The sequence below is a fragment of the Streptomyces sp. NPDC050636 genome, from assembly GCF_040654775.1.
Taxonomy (GTDB): Bacteria; Actinomycetota; Actinomycetes; order Streptomycetales; family Streptomycetaceae; genus Streptomyces.
In genome coordinates, this window is the sequence record NZ_JBFAIP010000034.1 from 51,731 (window position 1) to 69,019 (window position 17,289).

General features: G+C 70.3%; 16 protein-coding genes. 3 read left to right on the forward strand and 13 right to left on the reverse strand.

Annotation, left to right across the window (positions count from 1 at the left end):
* Positions 1 to 34: 34 nt before the first annotated feature.
* The 12 genes from pgi to AB0I10_RS23600 form a co-directional block, all read right to left on the reverse strand.
* Positions 35 to 1,687, reverse strand: coding sequence for a glucose-6-phosphate isomerase (gene pgi, locus AB0I10_RS23545; RefSeq protein WP_363154553.1), 1,653 nt, complete (start codon positions 1,685 to 1,687; stop codon positions 35 to 37).
* A 267-nt stretch (positions 1,688 to 1,954) separates the two neighbouring features.
* A complete protein-coding gene (locus tag AB0I10_RS23550; protein ID WP_016578660.1) occupies positions 1,955 to 2,290 on the reverse strand; it encodes an RNA polymerase-binding protein RbpA in 336 nt (111 codons plus the stop codon).
* Positions 2,291 to 2,466: 176 nt separating this feature from the next.
* Positions 2,467 to 2,703, reverse strand: coding sequence for a preprotein translocase subunit SecG (secG, locus tag AB0I10_RS23555; protein WP_363154538.1), 237 nt, complete (start codon positions 2,701 to 2,703; stop codon positions 2,467 to 2,469).
* A 141-nt stretch (positions 2,704 to 2,844) separates the two neighbouring features.
* Positions 2,845 to 3,600, reverse strand: coding sequence for a triose-phosphate isomerase (gene tpiA / locus AB0I10_RS23560; protein ID WP_363154554.1), 756 nt, complete (start codon positions 3,598 to 3,600; stop codon positions 2,845 to 2,847).
* Between the two features lie 39 nt (positions 3,601 to 3,639).
* The gene (locus AB0I10_RS23565) at positions 3,640 to 4,851 is read right to left on the reverse strand and encodes a phosphoglycerate kinase (protein ID WP_363154539.1); all 1,212 of its coding nucleotides are present in this window, start codon (positions 4,849 to 4,851) and stop codon (positions 3,640 to 3,642) included.
* A 105-nt stretch (positions 4,852 to 4,956) separates the two neighbouring features.
* Positions 4,957 to 5,961, reverse strand: coding sequence for a type I glyceraldehyde-3-phosphate dehydrogenase (gene gap, locus AB0I10_RS23570; protein ID WP_363154540.1), 1,005 nt, complete (start codon positions 5,959 to 5,961; stop codon positions 4,957 to 4,959).
* A gap of 253 nt (positions 5,962 to 6,214) precedes the next feature.
* Positions 6,215 to 7,204 carry a DNA-binding protein WhiA gene (gene whiA, locus AB0I10_RS23575; RefSeq protein WP_362916587.1) on the reverse strand — a complete coding sequence of 330 codons (990 nt, stop codon included), beginning with the start codon at positions 7,202 to 7,204 and terminating at the stop codon, positions 6,215 to 6,217.
* A complete protein-coding gene (yvcK, locus tag AB0I10_RS23580) occupies positions 7,195 to 8,253 on the reverse strand; it encodes a uridine diphosphate-N-acetylglucosamine-binding protein YvcK (RefSeq protein WP_363154541.1) in 1,059 nt (352 codons plus the stop codon). The genes whiA and yvcK overlap by 10 nt, the downstream gene beginning before the upstream one ends.
* Positions 8,250 to 9,194, reverse strand: a complete 945-nt coding sequence (rapZ, locus tag AB0I10_RS23585) for an RNase adapter RapZ (protein WP_363154542.1) — start codon at positions 9,192 to 9,194, stop codon at positions 8,250 to 8,252. The genes yvcK and rapZ overlap by 4 nt, the downstream gene beginning before the upstream one ends.
* Positions 9,194 to 11,242: an excinuclease ABC subunit UvrC gene (gene uvrC / locus AB0I10_RS23590; RefSeq protein WP_363154543.1), complete on the reverse strand. Its 2,049-nt coding sequence runs from the start codon at positions 11,240 to 11,242 to the stop codon at positions 9,194 to 9,196. Before uvrC ends, rapZ begins: the two co-directional genes overlap by 1 nt.
* Before the next feature lie 226 nt (positions 11,243 to 11,468).
* Positions 11,469 to 12,377: a hypothetical protein gene (locus AB0I10_RS23595; protein WP_363154544.1), complete on the reverse strand. Its 909-nt coding sequence runs from the start codon at positions 12,375 to 12,377 to the stop codon at positions 11,469 to 11,471.
* 4 nt (positions 12,378 to 12,381) lie between these two features.
* Positions 12,382 to 13,029 carry a papain-like cysteine protease family protein gene (locus AB0I10_RS23600; RefSeq protein ID WP_363154545.1) on the reverse strand — a complete coding sequence of 216 codons (648 nt, stop codon included), beginning with the start codon at positions 13,027 to 13,029 and terminating at the stop codon, positions 12,382 to 12,384.
* 238 nt (positions 13,030 to 13,267) lie between these two features.
* Between AB0I10_RS23600 and AB0I10_RS23605 the strand changes: the two genes are divergently transcribed.
* A complete protein-coding gene (locus tag AB0I10_RS23605) occupies positions 13,268 to 14,206 on the forward strand; it encodes a hypothetical protein (protein WP_363154546.1) in 939 nt (312 codons plus the stop codon).
* A 91-nt stretch (positions 14,207 to 14,297) separates the two neighbouring features.
* Here AB0I10_RS23605 and AB0I10_RS23610 read toward each other — a convergent pair whose 3' ends face one another.
* A complete protein-coding gene (locus AB0I10_RS23610; protein ID WP_363154547.1) occupies positions 14,298 to 14,711 on the reverse strand; it encodes a Rieske (2Fe-2S) protein in 414 nt (137 codons plus the stop codon).
* Between the two features lie 401 nt (positions 14,712 to 15,112).
* Between AB0I10_RS23610 and AB0I10_RS23615 the strand changes: the two genes are divergently transcribed.
* Both AB0I10_RS23615 and AB0I10_RS23620 read left to right on the forward strand, forming a co-directional pair.
* The gene (locus AB0I10_RS23615) at positions 15,113 to 16,186 is read left to right on the forward strand and encodes a LacI family DNA-binding transcriptional regulator (protein ID WP_363154548.1); all 1,074 of its coding nucleotides are present in this window, start codon (positions 15,113 to 15,115) and stop codon (positions 16,184 to 16,186) included.
* A complete protein-coding gene (locus tag AB0I10_RS23620) occupies positions 16,183 to 17,142 on the forward strand; it encodes a carbohydrate kinase (protein ID WP_363154549.1) in 960 nt (319 codons plus the stop codon). The genes AB0I10_RS23615 and AB0I10_RS23620 overlap by 4 nt, the downstream gene beginning before the upstream one ends.
* The last annotated feature ends 147 nt before the right edge of the window (positions 17,143 to 17,289 follow it).

Genomic DNA, 17,289 nt, shown 5'->3' on the forward strand with positions numbered 1-17,289 from the left:
GCTGTCGTTCATCCGGGCGCCGTGGCGCGCCCGCTCAACGCCCCCGTAGCTCGCGGTACTTGGCGACCAGGCCGGCCGTGGAAGCGTCCAGGCCCGCCACCTCGGCTCCCTCGGTCAGCGCGGGCTCGACGCGCTTGGCGAGCACCTTGCCCAGCTCCACGCCCCACTGGTCGAAGGAGTCGATGTTCCAGACGGCGCCCTGGACGAACACCTTGTGCTCGTACAGCGCGATCAACTGGCCCAGCACGGACGGGCTGAGCTCCTCGGCCAGGATCGTGGTGGTGGGGTGGTTGCCCTTGAACGTCTTGTGCGGCACCAGCTCCTCCGCCACGCCCTCGGCACGTACCTCGTCGGGTGTCTTGCCGAACGCCAGCGCCTGGCCCTGCGCGAAGAGATTGGCCATCAGCAGGTCGTGCTGGGCGACCAGACCGGGCGGGAGATCGTCGACCGGCCGGGCGAAGCCGATGAAGTCGACCGGGATCATCTTCGTGCCCTGGTGGAGCAGCTGGTAGTAGGCGTGCTGGCCGTTCGTGCCGGGCGTTCCCCACACGACCGGGCCCGTCTGCCAGCCGACCTGATGTCCGTCGCGGTCCACGGACTTGCCGTTGGACTCCATGTCCAGCTGCTGCAGATAGGCGGTGAACTTGGAGAGGTAGTGGCTGTACGGCAGCACCGCGTGCGACTGGGCGTCCCAGAAGTTGCCGTACCAGATGCCGAGCAGGCCCAGCAGCAGCGGGACGTTCTCCTCCGGCGGGGCGGTGCGGAAGTGCTCGTCGACGAGATGGAAACCGGCCAGCATCTCGCGGAACCGCTCCTGGCCGATCGCGATCATCAGCGACAGGCCGATCGCGGAGTCGAAGGAGTAGCGGCCGCCGACCCAGTCCCAGAACTCGAACATGTTGGTCGGGTCGATGCCGAACTCCGCCACCTTCTCGGCATTGGTCGACAGCGCCACGAAGTGCTTGGCAACGGCCTCCTCCCCGGCGCGCAGACCGGTCAGCAGCCAGTCCCGGGCCGAGGTGGCGTTGGTGATCGTCTCGATGGTGGTGAAGGTCTTCGAGGCGATGATGAACAGCGTCTCGGCCGGGTCCAGGTCGCGCACGGCCTCGTGCAGATCGGCGCCGTCCACGTTGGAGACGAAGCGGAACTGCATGTCCCGGTGGGTGTAGGCGCGCAGCGCCTCGTACGCCATCGCCGGGCCCAGGTCGGAGCCGCCGATGCCGATGTTGACGACCGTCTTGATACGGCGGCCGGTGTGGCCCTTCCAGCCGCCGGAGCGCACGCGCTCGGAGAAGGTCGCCATCTTGGTGAGCACGGCGTGCACGCCCGGGACGACGTTCTCGCGGTCCACCTCGACGACCGCGGAGCCGGGCGCGCGCAGTGCGGTGTGCAGCACGGCGCGGTTCTCGGTGATATTGATCTTGGCGCCGCGGAACATCGCGTCCCGCAGTTCGCCCACTCCCGCAGCCGCGGCCAGCTCGCGCAGCAGCCGCAGTGTGTCGTCGGTGACCAGGTGCTTGGAGTAGTCCAGGTGCAGATCACCGACCTGAAGGGCGTAGCGCTCGGCACGGCCGGGATCCCCGTCGAACAGCTCGCGCAGATGCACCTCCCCCAACTGCTCCCGGTGCTTGCTCAGCGCGGTCCACTCAGGCCTCTGGTCGAGCCTGCTGCGGCCATCTGCGTTCATCTCGGACATCAGCCTTCTCTGTCTCGTACCGGCCCCGCCTCCCCCAACCTAATTGATCAGGGCGCGGTTCAAGGTGTCTGTCCGCTGTCGGAGGACTTACGTACGGGTGTCGGGACGGCGCGCCCTGACGGGTGGCGCACCCGAGGCTCACCGTCTCGGCACAACCCCCGGATACCGCCGGTCATTTCCGGCATCCACACACCAACGGCCCGGCCGGAGGGTGGTGTGTCCCCTCCGGCCGGGCCGGCCGGTACGTCTGCTGTTCCGTCAGATCTCGCCGCGGAGCTTCGCGAGCGCCTCCGCGAGGATCGCCTCACCGTCGGCGTCGCTGCGGCGCTCCCGGACGTAGGCGAGGTGGGTCTTGTACGGCTCGGTGCGCGGCGGGTCCGGCGGGCTGTCCCGGTCCTTGCCGGCCGGGAATCCACAGCGTGGGCAGTCCCAGGTGTCCGGAACCTGCGCATCGCCGGCGAAGCTGGGCTGTGTCTCGTGCCCGTTGGAGCACCAGAAGGAGATGCGGATGCGCGGCGCGGACTCGCCGCGCTCGGCCTCCCCCATCGGCCCCGCCCCGACCCGACTTCCTCGGATCGCGTTGCCACTTGCCACGGTCGTAACTCCCTGCGTAATGGTGCCGCTCAGCCTCTGACATCAGCTGCGCTGCGGGCTCCACAGCAGCTGCGCTGCGGGCGCCCCAGTCTACGTAAGGCCCAACGCGCGTCCAGTGACAGGAGTTACCCGTTCAAGGACGCCGCCCCATGATAGGCCGCGCCTCCGACGCTATGTCAGTTGCCGAGCTTCATGAGAATGCCGAGGGCGACAATGCAGGCGAACCACAGCAGACCGATCACAATCGTGATGCGGTCGAGGTTGCGCTCGGCGACCGAGGAGCCACCGACCGAGGACTGCATACCGCCACCGAACATGTCGGACAGGCCGCCGCCCTTCCCCTTGTGCATGAGCACCAGCATCATCAGCAGCAGGCTGAAGACGATGAGGGCGATCGAGAACCCGATGACCACGGCTGGACCAACTCTCTAGGACTGACGGACGGAACGTACCGATGTTCTGATGGAGATCAAATGGTGCGGGGCCGGGCGGCGCACCGAACGCCTCACCCGGCCCCGACAGGGTACGACGGGCCGGGCCCGTCGTCATAGTTGCTACTGGTCGCGGAAGCGGACGATCTTCACGAACTCGTCCGCGTCCAGCGCCGCGCCGCCGATCAGGGCGCCGTCGACGTCCGGCTGCGCCATGATCGCCGCGACGTTTCCGGACTTGACCGAGCCGCCGTACTGGATGCGGACCTTGTCGGCCAGCTCCTGGCTGTACAGCTCGGCGAGGCGGCCGCGGATGGCACCGCAGACCTCCTGCGCGTCCTCGGGCGTGGCGACCTCGCCGGTGCCGATGGCCCACACCGGCTCGTACGCGATCACGATGGTCTCGGCCTGCTCGGCCGGGATGTCCTTCAGACCGCCGTCGACCTGGGCGAGGGTGTGCGAGACCTGGTTGCCCGCCTTGCGGATGTCCAGGCCCTCGCCGACGCACAGGATCGGGGTCAGGCCGTGCTTGAAGGCGGCCTTGACCTTGGCGTTGCAGATCTCTTCGTCCTCGCCGTGGTACTGGCGGCGCTCGCTGTGCCCGATGGCCACGTAGGTGCACTTGAGCTTGGCGAGCATCGAACCGGAGATCTCACCGGTGAAGGCACCGGAGTCCTGCGCCGAGATGTCCTGGGCGCCGTACTTGATCTTGAGGTTGTCGCCGTCGACCAGCGTCTGCACCGACCGCAGGTCGGTGAAGGGCGGCAGCACCGCGACCTCTACGGCCTCGTAGTCCTTGTCATTGAGCGCGAAGGCGAGCTTCTGGACGTGCGCGATGGCCTCAAGGTGGTTGAGGTTCATCTTCCAGTTGCCCGCCATCAGCGGGGTGCGGCCGTTGCTGAGAGCGTTCACGGTTGTTCAGTCCTCCAGAGCGGCGAGGCCGGGGAGCGTCTTGCCTTCGAGGTATTCGAGGCTGGCGCCGCCGCCGGTCGAAATGTGGCCAAAAGCATTCTCGTCGAAGCCGAGCGTGCGCACGGCCGCGGCCGAGTCGCCGCCGCCGACGACGGTGAAGCCGTCGCTGTCCAGCAGCGCCTGCGCGACGGCCTTGGTGCCGCCGGCGTAGTCGGGGTGCTCGAAGACGCCCATCGGTCCGTTCCAGAAGACCGTGCCCGCGTCGGCGAGCTTCGCGGCGTAGAGCTCGCGGGTCTTCGGGCCGATGTCCAGGCCCTCCTCGTCCGCCGGGATGGCGTCCGCGCCGACGGTCTTGGGGTTGGCCGGGGCCTTGGTCTTCAGGTCCGGGAATTCGGCCGAAACCAGCACATCGACGGGGAGGACGAACTCCACACCGCGCTTCTCGGCCCGCGCCAGGTAGTCCAGGCAAGCCGGGACCTGGTCCTCCTGAAGCAGCGAAATGCCCACCTCGTGGCCCTTGGCCTTGAGGAAGGTGTACGCCATACCGCCGCCGACCAGGATGCGGTCGGCCTTCTCCAGCAGCTGGTCGATGACGGCGAGCTTGTCGGAGACCTTGGCGCCGCCGAGCGCGACGACGTACGGGCGCTTGACGTCGTCGGTGAGCTTCTTCAGCACGCCGACCTCGGTGGCGATCAGGTCGCCGGCGGCGTGCGGAAGGCGCGCCGGGAGGTCGTAGACGGAGGCGTGCTTGCGGTGCACCGCGCCGAAGCCGTCGCCGACGTACACGTCCGCGAGCTGGGCGAGCTGGTCGGCGAAGGCGCCGCGCTCGGCGTCGTCCTTGCTGGTCTCGCCGGCGTTGAAGCGGAGGTTCTCCAGGACGGCCACCTGGCCGTCGGCCAGGCCCGCGACCACGGAGGTGGCGGACTCGCCGACCGTGTCGGTCGCGAACGCGACGGCCTTACCGAGGAGTTCACCCAGCCGCGCGGCGGCAGGGGCGAGCGAGAAGGCCGGGTCCGGAGCGCCCTTCGGGCGGCCCAGGTGGGACGCGACGATGACCTTGGCGCCCGCCTCGGCGAGCTTGGCGATCGTCGGCTGCACGGCGCGGATACGGCCGTCGTCGGTGATGGTCGTGCCGTCCAGCGGCACATTCAGGTCGGCGCGGACGAAGACCCGCTTGCCCGCGACACCTGCTGCGATGAGATCGTCGATCGTCTTCATGGTGACTCCGTGACTCTGTTCGGAAAGTCAGTCATAGCACGGGGCCCGTACGACGCTTCATTGCGTCGTACGAGCCCCGTCCTTACATCTGCGGTGACTTAGCGGTCAGAGCTGGCCGCCGACGAAGGTGGTCAGGTCCACCAGGCGGTTGGAGTAGCCCCACTCGTTGTCGTACCAGCCGACGACCTTGACCTGCTTGCCCTGGACCATGGTCAGGGAGGAGTCGAAGGTGCAGGAGGCCGGGAAGTTCACGATGTCCGAGGAGACGATCGGGTCCTCGGTGTACTCCAGGAAGCCCTTGAGCTGACCCTCGGCGGCCTTCTGGAAGGCGGCGTTGATCTCTTCCTTGGTGGTCTCGCGGTCGAGCTCCAGGACGAGGTCGGTGACCGAGCCGGTGGGGACCGGGACGCGCATCGCGATGCCGTCCAGCTTGCCCTTGAGCTGCGGGAGGACCAGGGCGGTGGCCTTGGCGGCACCGGTCGAGGTCGGGATGATGTTCTCCGCGGCGGCGCGGGCGCGGCGCAGGTCGCTGTGCGGGAAGTCCAGGATGCGCTGGTCGTTGGTGTACGCGTGGACCGTGGTCATCATGCCCTTGACGATGCCGAAGTTCTCGTCGAGAACCTTGGCCATCGGCGCCACACAGTTGGTGGTGCAGGAGGCGTTGGAGATGACGTGGTGGTTGGCCGCGTCGTACTTGTCCTGGTTGACGCCCATCACGATCGTGATGTCCTCGTCCTTGGCGGGCGCGGAGATCAGGACCTTCTTGGCGCCGGCCGCGATGTGCTTGGCGGCGTCGGCCTTCTTGGTGAAGATGCCGGTCGACTCGATGACGATGTCGGCACCCAACTCGCCCCAGGGGAGGTTCGCCGGGTCGCGCTCGGCCATCGTCTTGAAGGTCATGTTGCCGACGGTGATGGTGTCGTCGGTGTGGCTGACGTCCTGCTTGAGGCGACCCAGAATGGTGTCGTACTTCAGCAGGTGAACCAGGGTGGCGTTATCGGTCAGGTCGTTGACACCGACGATCTCGATGTCCGCGCCCTGCTCCAGGAGCGCGCGGAAGTAGTTACGACCAATGCGGCCGAATCCGTTGATGCCTACGCGGATCGTCACGAAACCGATCTCCTCGTTGGTACGGCGGTTTATACACCGCCGAGCTGTATGGGATGTCCCCGACCGCCTCCGACCCTACCCCCTGGACGAGACGTACGTGACATTGACATCGGCAGCCAAAGGTGCTCAAGTGAGCGGCCTTCGGCCCCTCTGAACGCCCGTCCGTACACGCCCACTCGTGACATCTGCGCACAGCGCCCCCGGCACCCAGTGCGGGCGCCGGGGGCGCGTGCGAAGAAGGACCGGCTCCGGTTCAGCCGACCATGCCCTCCGCAAGCTCCTCGGAGAGGTTGGACTCGGTGCCGGGAATGCCGAGGTCCTGGGCACGCTTGTCGGCCATCGCCAGCAGCCGGCGGATCCGGCCGGCGACGGCGTCCTTGGTCAGCGGCGGGTCGGCGAGAGCACCCAGCTCCTCCAGAGAGGCCTGCTTGTGCTCCATGCGCAGCCGGCCGGCCGCCGCCAGGTGCTCGGGGACCTCCTCACCGAGGATCTCCAGGGCCCGCTGGACCCGGGCGCCCGCGGCGACCGCGGCCCGCGCCGAGCGGCGGAGGTTGGCGTCGTCGAAGTTGGCGAGGCGGTTGGCGGTGGCGCGGACCTCGCGGCGCATCCGCCGCTCCTCCCACGCGAGCACCGACTCATGGGCGCCCAGGCGGGTCAGCAACGCGCCGATCGCGTCACCGTCGCGGACAACGACCCGGTCCACGCCGCGCACCTCGCGGGCCTTGGCACCGATGCCGAGCCGACGGGCCGCGCCGACCAGCGCGAGGGCCGCCTCGGGTCCGGGGCAGGTGACCTCCAGGGAGGAGGAGCGGCCCGGCTCGGTGAGCGAACCGTGCGCGAGGAAGGCGCCGCGCCAGGCGGCCTCGGCATCGCAGGTCGCCCCGGAGACCACCTGCGGGGGCAGGCCCCTGATGGGGCGGCCGCGGCCGTCCACCAAGCCCGTCTGCCGCGCCAGCTGGTCGCCGCCGGCGACCACCCGTACGACATAGCGGCTGCCGCGCCGCAGGCCGCCGGGGGCCATCACCACCAGGTCGGAGGAGTGCCCGAAGATCTCCAGGATGTCCTTGCGCAGCCGGCGGGCGGCGATGCCGGTGTCCAGCTCCGCCTCGATCACAATGCGTCCGCTGACCAGGTGCAGACCTCCCGCGAACCGCAGGATCGACGAGACCTCCGACTTCCGGCAGCAGGTCCGGGTGACGGGGAGCCGGGAGATTTCATCCTTCACCGCAGCCGTCATCGCCATGGGCCGATCCTTCCATGCATCCGAAAAATACGGTCGTACGCGGCTGCCAGCAGCTCCGGGTCGTGCCGGTCGGGGGCTCCCCCGGCCGCCGCCCTGCCGTCTCCTTGTGCGGCGACCGCCGCCAGCTCGACCTCGCTGCCCACGAGCTGCTTGGCGGCAACCGTCAGACCTTCGATGTCGGGCACGGCGGCCTTGTCGGCCAGCACCACGTCGAAGGCGAGTTTAGGGGCGTGTCGGGCCAAAACCTCCAAATGACGCTGCGGTGAGAAGCCATCGGTTTCGCCCGGTTGGGGCGCGAGGTTGAGCGAGAGGACCTTGCGGGCCTTGGTCTCCTCCAGCGCCTCACGCAGTTCCGGCACCAGGAGATGCGGGATGACGGAGGAGAACCAGGAGCCGGGGCCGAGCACCACCCAGTCGGCGTCGCGCACCGCGGCGACCGCCTCGGGGACGGCCGGCGGGTCCTCGGGGACGACATGGACGGACTGCACCTCGCCGCGGGTGAGCGCGACGGTGGCCTGGCCGCGGACCGTGCTGATCTCGTCCGGGCAGCCCTCGTGATGGCCCCTGACCTGGGCCTGGAGCTCCAGGGGGACCGCCGACATGGGCAGCACCCGGCCATGGGCGCCGAGCAGCTTGCCGACCAGGTCCAGCGCCTGGACAGGGTCGCCGAGCTGCTCCCACAGGGCGACGATCAGCAGATTGCCGACGGCGTGGTCATGCAGCTCGCCCTCGCTCTTGAAGCGGTGCTGGATCACCCGGGACCAGGTCTGGCCCCAGTCGTCGTCGCCGCACAGGGCGGCCAGTGCCTTGCGCAGATCGCCGGGCGGCAGCACCCCCAGCTCATGGCGGAGCCGGCCGCTGGAGCCGCCGTCGTCGGCGACGGTGACCACGGCGGTCAGATCGCCGGTGATACGGCGCAGCGCGGCGAGCGAGGCGGACAGGCCCATGCCGCCGCCGAGCGCCACCACCTTGGGCGTGGCGCCCTTGGTCGTACGGCCACCGGGAACGAATCTGCGGACCCGGTGCAGCCGCCGTGCGCGGCCGGTCACTCGCGCCCCATATCCCGGTGGACGACGACGGTTTCGACACCTTCGGAGACCAACCTGCGGGCCAGCTTCTCGGACATCGCGACGCTGCGGTGCTTGCCGCCCGTGCAGCCGACGGCGATGGTCACATAGCGCTTGCCCTCACGGCGGTAGCCCTCGGCGACGAGACGCAGCAGCTCGGCGTAACCGTCCAGGAACTCCTTGGAGCCGGGCTGGTTGAAGACGTAGTCGGAGACCTCTTCGTTGAGGCCGGTGAACGGGCGCAGCTCGGGGACCCAGTGCGGGTTGGGGATGAAGCGGCAGTCGATGACCATGTCGGCGTCGACGGGGAGGCCGTACTTGAAGCCGAAGGACATGACCGTGGCGCGCAGCTCGGGGACCTCTTCGCCGGCGAACTGGGCGTCCAGCTTGGCGCGCAGCTCGTGGACGTTGAGGCTGGAGGTGTCGATGACCAGGTCGGCGTCGCCGCGCAGCTCGCGCAGCAGATCGCGCTCGGCGGCGATGCCGTCGACGATCCGGCCGTCGCCCTGGAGGGGGTGCGGGCGGCGCACCGACTCGAAGCGGCGCACCAGGGCCTCGTCGGAGGACTCCAGGAAGACGATGCGGCGCTTGACGTTCTGCACGTCGAGGGTGGCCAGCGACTCCTTGAGGTTGGCGAAGAAGCGGCGGCCGCGGACGTCGACGACGACTGCGATCTTGGCGACATTTCCCTGGGAGCGGGCGCCCAGCTCGACCATCGGCGGGATCAGCTCGGGCGGAATGTTGTCGACGACGAACCAGCCGAGGTCCTCCAGGCACTTCGCAGCCGTGCTCCGGCCGGCGCCCGACATCCCGGAGATGATCACCAGCTCGGGGATCGCGGCGCTCTCGCCCTGGTCGGTCGTGCCCGTACTCACCTGTGCACCGTCTCTCTCGGTTCCTTGCTCTTCCTGCGGTGTGCTCATCAGTCCTGCCCCCGTTCTGCTGACAACGCGACCGGTGGGGCCCCGTCATCCTCAATGATCTCTCCTGTGGCGGTATTCACCGCGGGGGCGGCCGGTACCGCCCCGGCCAGCGCGGCGGCGACCGTCTCCGCGGTCTTGCGGCCGACGCCCGGCACCTCGCAGATCTCGTCGATCGTCGCGGCCCGCAGCCTCTTCAGCGAGCCGAAGTGCTTCAGCAGCGCCTGGCGGCGGCTGTCCCCGAGGCCGGCGACGGCATCGAGCGGTGAGGACTTCAGCCGCTTGCCGCGCTTGCTGCGCTGGTAGGCGATGGCGAAGCGGTGTGCTTCGTCGCGGACGCGCTGAAGGAGGTAGAGGCCCTCGCTGCTACGGGGCAGCACGACCGGGTCGTCCTCATCGGGCAGCCAGACCTCTTCGAGGCGCTTGGCGAGGCCGCAGACGGCCACGTCGTCGATACCGAGCTCGTCCAGGGCCCGGCGGGCGGCCGCGACCTGCGGGGCGCCGCCGTCGACGACCACGAGCTGGGGCGGGTAGGCGAAGCGCTTGGGGCGGCCGTCGTCGTCGGTGGGGCGGCCGGCCATGGCGTCCGGCGTGCCGTTGTCGTCCATGGGGGCGTCGGCGGGCGGCTCCTCCGTCCATTCGCCGGACTTCTGCTTCTCCTGGAGATAGCGCTTGAAGCGGCGGCCGATGACCTCGTGCATGGAGCGGACATCGTCCTGGCCCTCGAAGGTCTTGATCTGGAAGCGGCGGTATTCGCTCTTACGGGCGAGGCCGTCCTCGAAGACCACCATCGACGCGACCACGTCCTCGCCCTGGAGGTGGGAGATGTCGAAGCACTCGATGCGCAGCGGCACCGAATCCAGGCCGAGGGCCTGGGCGATCTCCTCCAGGGCGCGGGATCGGGTGGTCAGGTCGGAGGCGCGCTTGGTCTTGTGCAGGGCCAGGGCCTGCTGGGCGTTGCGGCCGACCGTGGCCATCAGGTCCTTCTTGTCGCCGCGCTGCGGGATGCGCAGCGAGACCTGGGATCCGCGGCGCCCGGAGAGCCACTGCTGGACCGGCTCGACGGGCTCGGGGAGCGCGGGGACCAGGACCTCCTTGGGGACGGCGTCGCCCTGTTCCTCGCCGTACAGCTGCTGGAGGGCGTGCTCCACGAGGCCGGCGGTGGTGACGGCCTCCACCTTGTCGGTGACCCAGCCGCGCTGGCCGCGCACCCGGCCGCCGCGGACGTGGAAGATCTGGACGGCGGCTTCGAGTTCGTCCTCGGCGACGGCGATGAGGTCGGCGTCGGTGGCGTCGGCGAGCACCACGGCGCTCTTCTCCATCGCCCGCTTGAGCGCCCCTATGTCGTCGCGCAGCCGCGCGGCGCGCTCGTACTCCATCTCTTCGGCGGCGTCCTGCATCTGGTGCTCAAGGCGGCGGATGTACGCGCCGGTGCGGCCGGCCATGAAGTCGCAGAATTCTTCGGCCAGTTCGCGGTGGTCCTCAGCCGAAATCCGCCCGACGCAGGGGGCGGAGCACTTGCCGATATAGCCGAGCAGGCAGGGGCGGCCGATCTGGGCGGAGCGCTTGAAGACGCCCGCGGAGCAGGTGCGCACCGGAAAGACGCGCAGCATCAGGTCGACGGTTTCGCGGATCGCCCAGGCGTGGCCGTACGGGCCGAAGTAGCGCACGCCCTTCTTCTTGGCACCGCGCATGACCTGGGCGCGCGGGAACTCTTCGTTGAGGGTCACCGCGAGATACGGATAGCTCTTGTCGTCGCGGTACTTGACGTTGAAGCGCGGGTCGAACTCTTTGATCCAGGTGTATTCGAGCTGGAGCGCCTCGACCTCGGTGGAGACGACGGTCCATTCCACCGAGGCGGCAGTGGTGACCATCGTGCGCGTACGAGGATGGAGCCCGGCCAGGTCCTGGAAGTAGTTCGCCAGGCGCTGGCGCAGGCTCTTCGCCTTGCCGACGTAGATGACCCGGCCGTGGTCGTCGCGGAACTTATAGACCCCCGGCGAGTCGGGGATCTGTCCCGGCTTGGGTCGGTAGCTGCTGGGGTCTGCCATGACCACCACCCTACTGACCGCCACTGACAATGAGCGGTGGTGGACCGTTCCCGCGTCACGGGACCCGGAGCATTGCCGCGGACCGTTGCCGTGCGCCCTTTCCGGCGGAGCGGTGCAGCAGCCAGCCCGGCCTTGCCCCGACCCCCGCCACCTGCCCTCCCTCGAAGCGGGGAGGACAGGTGGCGGGGGATGTGTGGGTGGGGTGGGGGGGGGCCGCCACGCGGCGTCAGTGGGTGCGTCGCCTCCGCAGCGCCGCGGTGCCCAAGAGGCCGAGCGCGACCAGGGCGGCGACGCCCGCGACGGTCGAAGCGGCGGTCACCGGGACGCTGTCGCCCGCCAGCGCGTCCGCCTCGACGGGCTGCTTGCGGGCGCTCTCATCAGCGACCTCCTTGGTGGTGGCGGAGGCGGCCCCGGAGGCGGCCTGCGGGCCGTAGCCGCCGGCCTCGCCGCGCTTGTCGTAGGCGGAGCCGGGGAGCTTGTCGCCGTACGCCTTCGCCACCCGCTTCTGGTAGGCGGCGACGGTGGTGCCGCGCGCGCCGACGGCCTTCACGGCGTCCGCGTCCAGCGGCTCGACTCGGTCGCCGCGCTGGACGTACCAGGCGTCGATCTGCGGTTCGTGGAAGACCGTCCCGGCGCCGCGCTTCGCGGCCCCGGCCGCGGTGTAGCGGGTCTCGTCGTCACCGCTGGCGATGTTGACGACCTTCCAGGCGGAGCCCTGCCGAGCGGTCCACACCGACGCCGTGCGGCCGTCGGCGGCGACGGCCTTGCTGGCGAGGAACTCCAGCCGGGCGACCGGGGCCTCGGCCTTGCCGCGCACGAAGTCCGGCGACAGGACGTAGACGGGGACCGCGCCGCCCTCGATGTGCGGGGCGGTCTTCGCCGTGCCCGTAGCGGCGGCGCCGTCTCGGGCCCCCTTACGGGTCGCCTCGTGGGCGAAGAACCGGGTGAGGGTGTCGAGCGTCGCGGGCGCGGCGGCCGCGTCATGGGCGGCGGAGACGCTGGCACGGGACGGGGCCTGCGGCGGCGCGGGGGCCTCCGCGGCCAGGGCGGCGTGCGGGGCGAGGCCGATGAGAGCGGTGGCGAGCGTCCCGGTGGCGGCGGCACGAAGGGCGGTGCGAGCGGTGCGCTTCGTCATCACCTCAGGCTCCTATCCGGTAGAGGGAGTGTGTCCAGGAGAAGGAGCTGCCGTTCACGTAGTAGTCGAAGTCGCCCCAGTTGTACCGGTCGTTGGAGCCCCATGGGTCACCCCAGTAAACCCAGTTGTTGGCCGTGTCGTAGCCGTAGATGACATGCATGTGGCCGCCGCCGGAGGACCACTGGATGCGGGTCTCGATGGGCCGCTTGGCGTTGATCTCGCTCTGCACGGTGCTGTAGCGCAGATAGCCGGTCACATACGAGCCGGAGTTGATGCCCATCCAGTCGAATGCGTTCTGCACATTGCCCAGTGTCGCCTGGTCGTTGGGGCAGGACGAACCCTGCTGGTAGTTGAAGGCGGCGTTGCAGAACTGGTTCTGGCTGTAGTTCTTGCCGTACCAGGTCGCGATGGTGTTGCCGGAGGCGGCCCAGCACCAGTTGGTCTCCTCCTGGGCCTGCATGGATATGTCGAGGCGGTTGGCGGCGCGCGGCGCTACGGCGCTCTTCGTGGCGCTGACGGCGTGCGCCTGGGGCGCGGCTGCCGAGGCGGCCGCCCCGGGGAGCGTGGTCAGTGCGGTCAGCGCGGCGGCGCTGACCGCCGCGGCCGACAGCCATCTGCGGCGCGAACGGCGTGCGTGGGGGGCACGGGTCATGGCGTTCCTCCCGAATGGGGGGTGAGGGGGAGAGGAGCGCATCCGGATGCTGATGAGGAGCATCAGGTGTTGTCGCACACGGGTCAACACGCTTCAATGCGGAGTGACATGCGGGTGTGGACGAGCGGGCCCGGATGTGAACGTGCGGCGCCCGGCGTACTGCAGTGAACAGGCAGGGAGAGCGCGCGGCGCGCGATCCGGTTGTGAACGTTCACCCGCGCGCCGGAGGATCGAGGCAATGGCACAGAACACTCCCGAGTCCGCCGAACTGGCACAGCTGCTGCGGACCGGCCCCTTCCATCTGGCGCTGCGGAGCGCGCTCACGGCACGCGGTCTCGCCCTGCACCGCGTCCAGCACAAGCTCGCGCAGCGCGGCATCAAGGTCGGGGTGACCAGCCTGAGTTACTGGCAGCAGGGAGCCCGGCGCCCGCAGCGCCCGGAATCGCTGCGGGCGGTGCGCGCCCTGGAGGAGGTCCTCGACCTGCCTGCGCGCTCGCTGCACCGCCTCCTGGTGCCCGAAGGCGGCGCCCGCCCCGAGGTCGGGCGTCCGGCCGCCCGCTCGTACCGCTCCCTGATGGCGCCCGCCGACGCCCTGCAGCAGCTGTTCACCGAGCTGGAGACTCCCGCGGACGGCGGGCTGCACACCGTCGGACATCACGAACGGGTCCGTATCGGGCCGCGTCGCGAGCTGAGCGAACGCGAATCGCTCCAGGTCGTCCGCGCGCACCGGGACGACGTGGACCGCTATATCGCCATCCACCGGGGCGACCCGGGCTGCGATCCGTCCCGGGTGACGGTGCGGGCCTCGGAGAACTGCCGGCTGGGGAGAGTCCGCGGGGACGCGGACACCGGGGTGGTGGTCGCCGAGCTGCTCTTCGACGCCCGGCTGCGGGCCGGCGACACCCATGTCTTCGGCTATGTCTTCGAGGACGGCAGCGGCGGCCCGAGCGCCGAGTACGTCCGCGGCTTCAGCTTCGCGGGCAGCCAGTACGTCCTTCAGGTGCGCTTCGACGAGGCGGCGCTGCCGGTGCGCTGCCGGCGCTTCGCCCAGGCCTCGGCGAGCGCCCCGCGCAGCGCCCAGCAGGAACTGACGCTGAGCGGTCAGCACCGCGCCGTCCACCTCGTGGAGCAGGGGGTACGGCCCGGAATACTGGGGATCGGGTGGGACTGGGGGTAAGGGGCATCGGGTGGGACTGGGGGGTAAACGGGCGCCGGGTGGGGCTGGGGAGGCGCGCATGGACGCCTGACGGGCTCCGCGGGCCCCGGCCTCAGCCCGCTATCAGCTTCCCGGCCTTGGCCTTGACCGGCACCTCGGGCAGCGGCTTGGACGCCGGGCCCTGGATGACCTCGCCCGTGGTGACGTCGAAGCGGCTGCCGTGACAGGGACAGGTGCCCTGCTGCCTCTCGACCTCGGTCAGGATGCAGCCCGAGTGGGTGCACTTGGCGCTGAAGCACTTGAACTCGCCCTTGGCGGGCTGCGACACGACGAGCCGGTCCTCGCGGTAGAGCTTGGCACCGCCGACCGGCACCTCGGCGGCGGCGCCCAGGTCGACCGGCGCCGTGGGCACGGCCGACGCGTCGTTTCCCGAGCCCTCCGGGGAGCAGGCCGCCAGTCCGAACCCGGCGGCACCCGCGAGCGCGGCCCCGCGCAGCACGGTTCGGCGGGCGGGGGACTGGCTCATGGCTGCTCCAGGGGGCACGGGGTCGGTGACTGCCGTCGGCCGTCAGGCACCGACCGCAGACACGACCGTCGGACGCCGTGTCGTCGATCAGGAACTCTCGACCCCCGACGATACCGGTACAGACCATTGCGCTTCCGGCGGGTCCTGGCGCCCCCGCAGCAGATCCTGCTCGGCCTTCCAGGCTGCGGCCCCCGGTTTCCGGCGAGCAGATTCTGGACGAAGCAGGTAACTTGCGCGTAAACGCTTACGCAAGCGTTTACGTTTGCGTCGAGGTGTGCTGAGGTGTGGGTGACGCCGATGCTGCGACAGGCTTCGTGGTCCCGCGACAGCGGAAACGGTGATCCGCGGCCGGGAAGCGTCGGCAACGGTGATCCGCGGCCGGGAAGTGGAGGAAGAACCGGATGACAACGATGATGGATGTGGCACGGCGCGCGGGCGTCTCCGTCGCCACCGTCTCGCATGTGCTCAACGAGACCCGGCCGGTACGCCCCGGCACCCGCGCCGCGGTGCTCGGCGCCATCGACGAGCTCGGCTACACCCACAACACCCTCGCCCGCTCCCTGGTCACCTCCCGTACCCGCTCCATCGGTCTCGCGGTCTCCGCGATCAGCAACCCGTACTTCACCGAGATCCTCCAGGGTGTCGAGGCCGGTGCGCTGGAGGCCGGCTACAGCCTGCTGATCGCCGATCCGCACGACGACCCGGAGCATGAGCGCACGGTCGTCCAGCTGCTGCACGAGCGGCGGGTGGACGGCATGATCGTCGCGCCGTCCGCGGAGCCCGCCGAGATGGTCGGGTACCTGACGCGGCGCAAGGTCCCCACGGTGTTCCTGGACCGGCTGGTCGGCGACGGCCATGACCAGGTGTGCGCCGAGAACACCGGCCCGGTACGCCAACTGGTTGAGCATCTGGCCGACTTGGGCCACACCCGGATCGGCCTGGTGGCCGGGCTCCCCGGGCTGAGCACGACCACCGAGCGGGTCCAGGGCTACCGCGAAGGGCTGCGCGCCCGCGGTCTGCCGTTCGCGCCCGAGCTGCTCGCCGGCGGCAACTCCGAGGCGGAGGGCGCGCAGGACGCCACCCGCCATCTGCTCGCCGCGCCGGAACCGCCCACCGCGGTCATCACCGCCAACAACGCGATGACGATCGGCGCGCTGCGTGCGCTGCGCGAGAGGGGCCTCCAGGTGCCGCGCGATATCGCGCTGGCCTGCTTCGACGACTTCTCCTGGGCCGATCTGTTCGAGCCCCGGCTGACCGTGATCGCGCAGCCCAGCAAGGACATCGGGGCGGCGGCGGTCCGGCTGCTGCTGGAACGACTGGAGAAGCCGGACCGGCCGCCGCGCACCGTCCGTCTGCCCTGCGCCTTTGTGCACCGTACGTCGTGCGGCTGCCCCGATACCGGCCCGCCGGCCCCACGCGTGGCCGCCCCTCCGGCCACTCCCCCAGCCGCCCAGGAAAGGAACCGCACCCCGTGATCGTCGTCGCCGGCGAGGCACTGATCGACCTCGTCCCCAGCCCCCAGGCCCCTCCCGGGAACGGCCAGTTGCCCGCGCTGCTGCCGCGGCGCGGCGGCGGGCCGTACAACACCGCGGTCGCGCTGGGCCGGCTCGGCTCGCCCACCGCGTTCTGCTCACGGGTGTCGACCGACACCTTCGGCGAGACGCTGCTGGAAGGGCTGCGGACGGGCGGTGTGGACACCTCTCTGGTGCAGCGCGGCGGCGAGCCGACCACGCTCGCCCTGGCGGACATCAGCGCGGACGGCTCCGCGGGCTACGGCTTCTACGTCGAGGGCACCGCCGACCGCCTGTTCACCCTGCCGCCGGCGCTGCCCGACGAGGTCCGCGCGCTGTCGCTGGGCACCTGCTCACTCGTCCTGGAGCCGGGCGCGAGCGCGTACGAGGCCCTGCTGCGCCGCGAGGCCCGGCGCGGCGTCCTCACGGCTCTCGACCCCAATATCCGCCCCGGTCTGATCCCGGACCCGGCCGCCTACCGCGCCCGCTTCCACTCCTGGCTTCCCGATGTCGCGCTCCTGAAGCTGTCGGAGGAGGACGCGCTGTGGCTGGCGGAGGCAGAAGGGCGGGATGCGGTCGCCGCGGCGGCGAAGCGGTGGCTGAGCGCGGGGCCCGCGGCGATCGTCATCACCCACGGCGGTGACGGCCTGACGGTGCTGACGCCGGGCGGCGGCGAGCTGGCCGTCCCCGGTGAACGGGTCGAGGTCGTCGACACCATCGGCGCGGGCGACACGGTGAATGCCGCGCTGCTGCACCGGCTGGACGCCCACGACGCCCTGTCCCATACCGCGGTCGCCTCGCTGGGCGCCGACGACTGGCGCGACATCCTCGGCTTCGCCGCTCGCGCGGCCGCCGTCACCTGCTCGCGCGCGGGCGCCGAGCCCCCGTTCGCGGCGGAACTGGCGGATCTGGCGGGGTAGGAGCTCACCGCCTAGGGCTTTTCCGACCCTGACCCATCGGACAGACCCTAGCTGTATTGATCACGAGCGTTGTTGACACTTGCCGGGCTTGATCATGGCGAAGACCTCCGGTGTGGTGGAGCTGTCTAGGACTGCACCGCACGGAGG

Bases quoted from the DNA above. Each gene is read 5' to 3' on its own strand.
- pgi (WP_363154553.1), bottom strand. From the start codon at position 1,687: ATGAACGCAGATGGCCGCAGCAGGCTCGACCAGAGGCCTGAGTGGACC.
- tpiA (WP_363154554.1), bottom strand. From the start codon at position 3,600: ATGGCGGGCAACTGGAAGATGAACCTCAACCACCTTGAGGCCATCGCG.
- AB0I10_RS23565 (WP_363154539.1), bottom strand. From the start codon at position 4,851: ATGAAGACGATCGACGATCTCATCGCAGCAGGTGTCGCGGGCAAGCGG.
- whiA (WP_362916587.1), bottom strand. From the start codon at position 7,204: ATGGCGATGACGGCTGCGGTGAAGGATGAAATCTCCCGGCTCCCCGTC.
- rapZ (WP_363154542.1), bottom strand. From the start codon at position 9,194: ATGAGCACACCGCAGGAAGAGCAAGGAACCGAGAGAGACGGTGCACAG.
- uvrC (WP_363154543.1), bottom strand. From the start codon at position 11,242: ATGGCAGACCCCAGCAGCTACCGACCCAAGCCGGGACAGATCCCCGAC.
- AB0I10_RS23595 (WP_363154544.1), bottom strand. From the start codon at position 12,377: ATGACGAAGCGCACCGCTCGCACCGCCCTTCGTGCCGCCGCCACCGGG.
- AB0I10_RS23600 (WP_363154545.1), bottom strand. From the start codon at position 13,029: ATGACCCGTGCCCCCCACGCACGCCGTTCGCGCCGCAGATGGCTGTCG.
- AB0I10_RS23605 (WP_363154546.1), top strand. From the start codon at position 13,268: ATGGCACAGAACACTCCCGAGTCCGCCGAACTGGCACAGCTGCTGCGG.
- AB0I10_RS23610 (WP_363154547.1), bottom strand. From the start codon at position 14,711: ATGAGCCAGTCCCCCGCCCGCCGAACCGTGCTGCGCGGGGCCGCGCTC.
- AB0I10_RS23615 (WP_363154548.1), top strand. From the start codon at position 15,113: ATGACAACGATGATGGATGTGGCACGGCGCGCGGGCGTCTCCGTCGCC.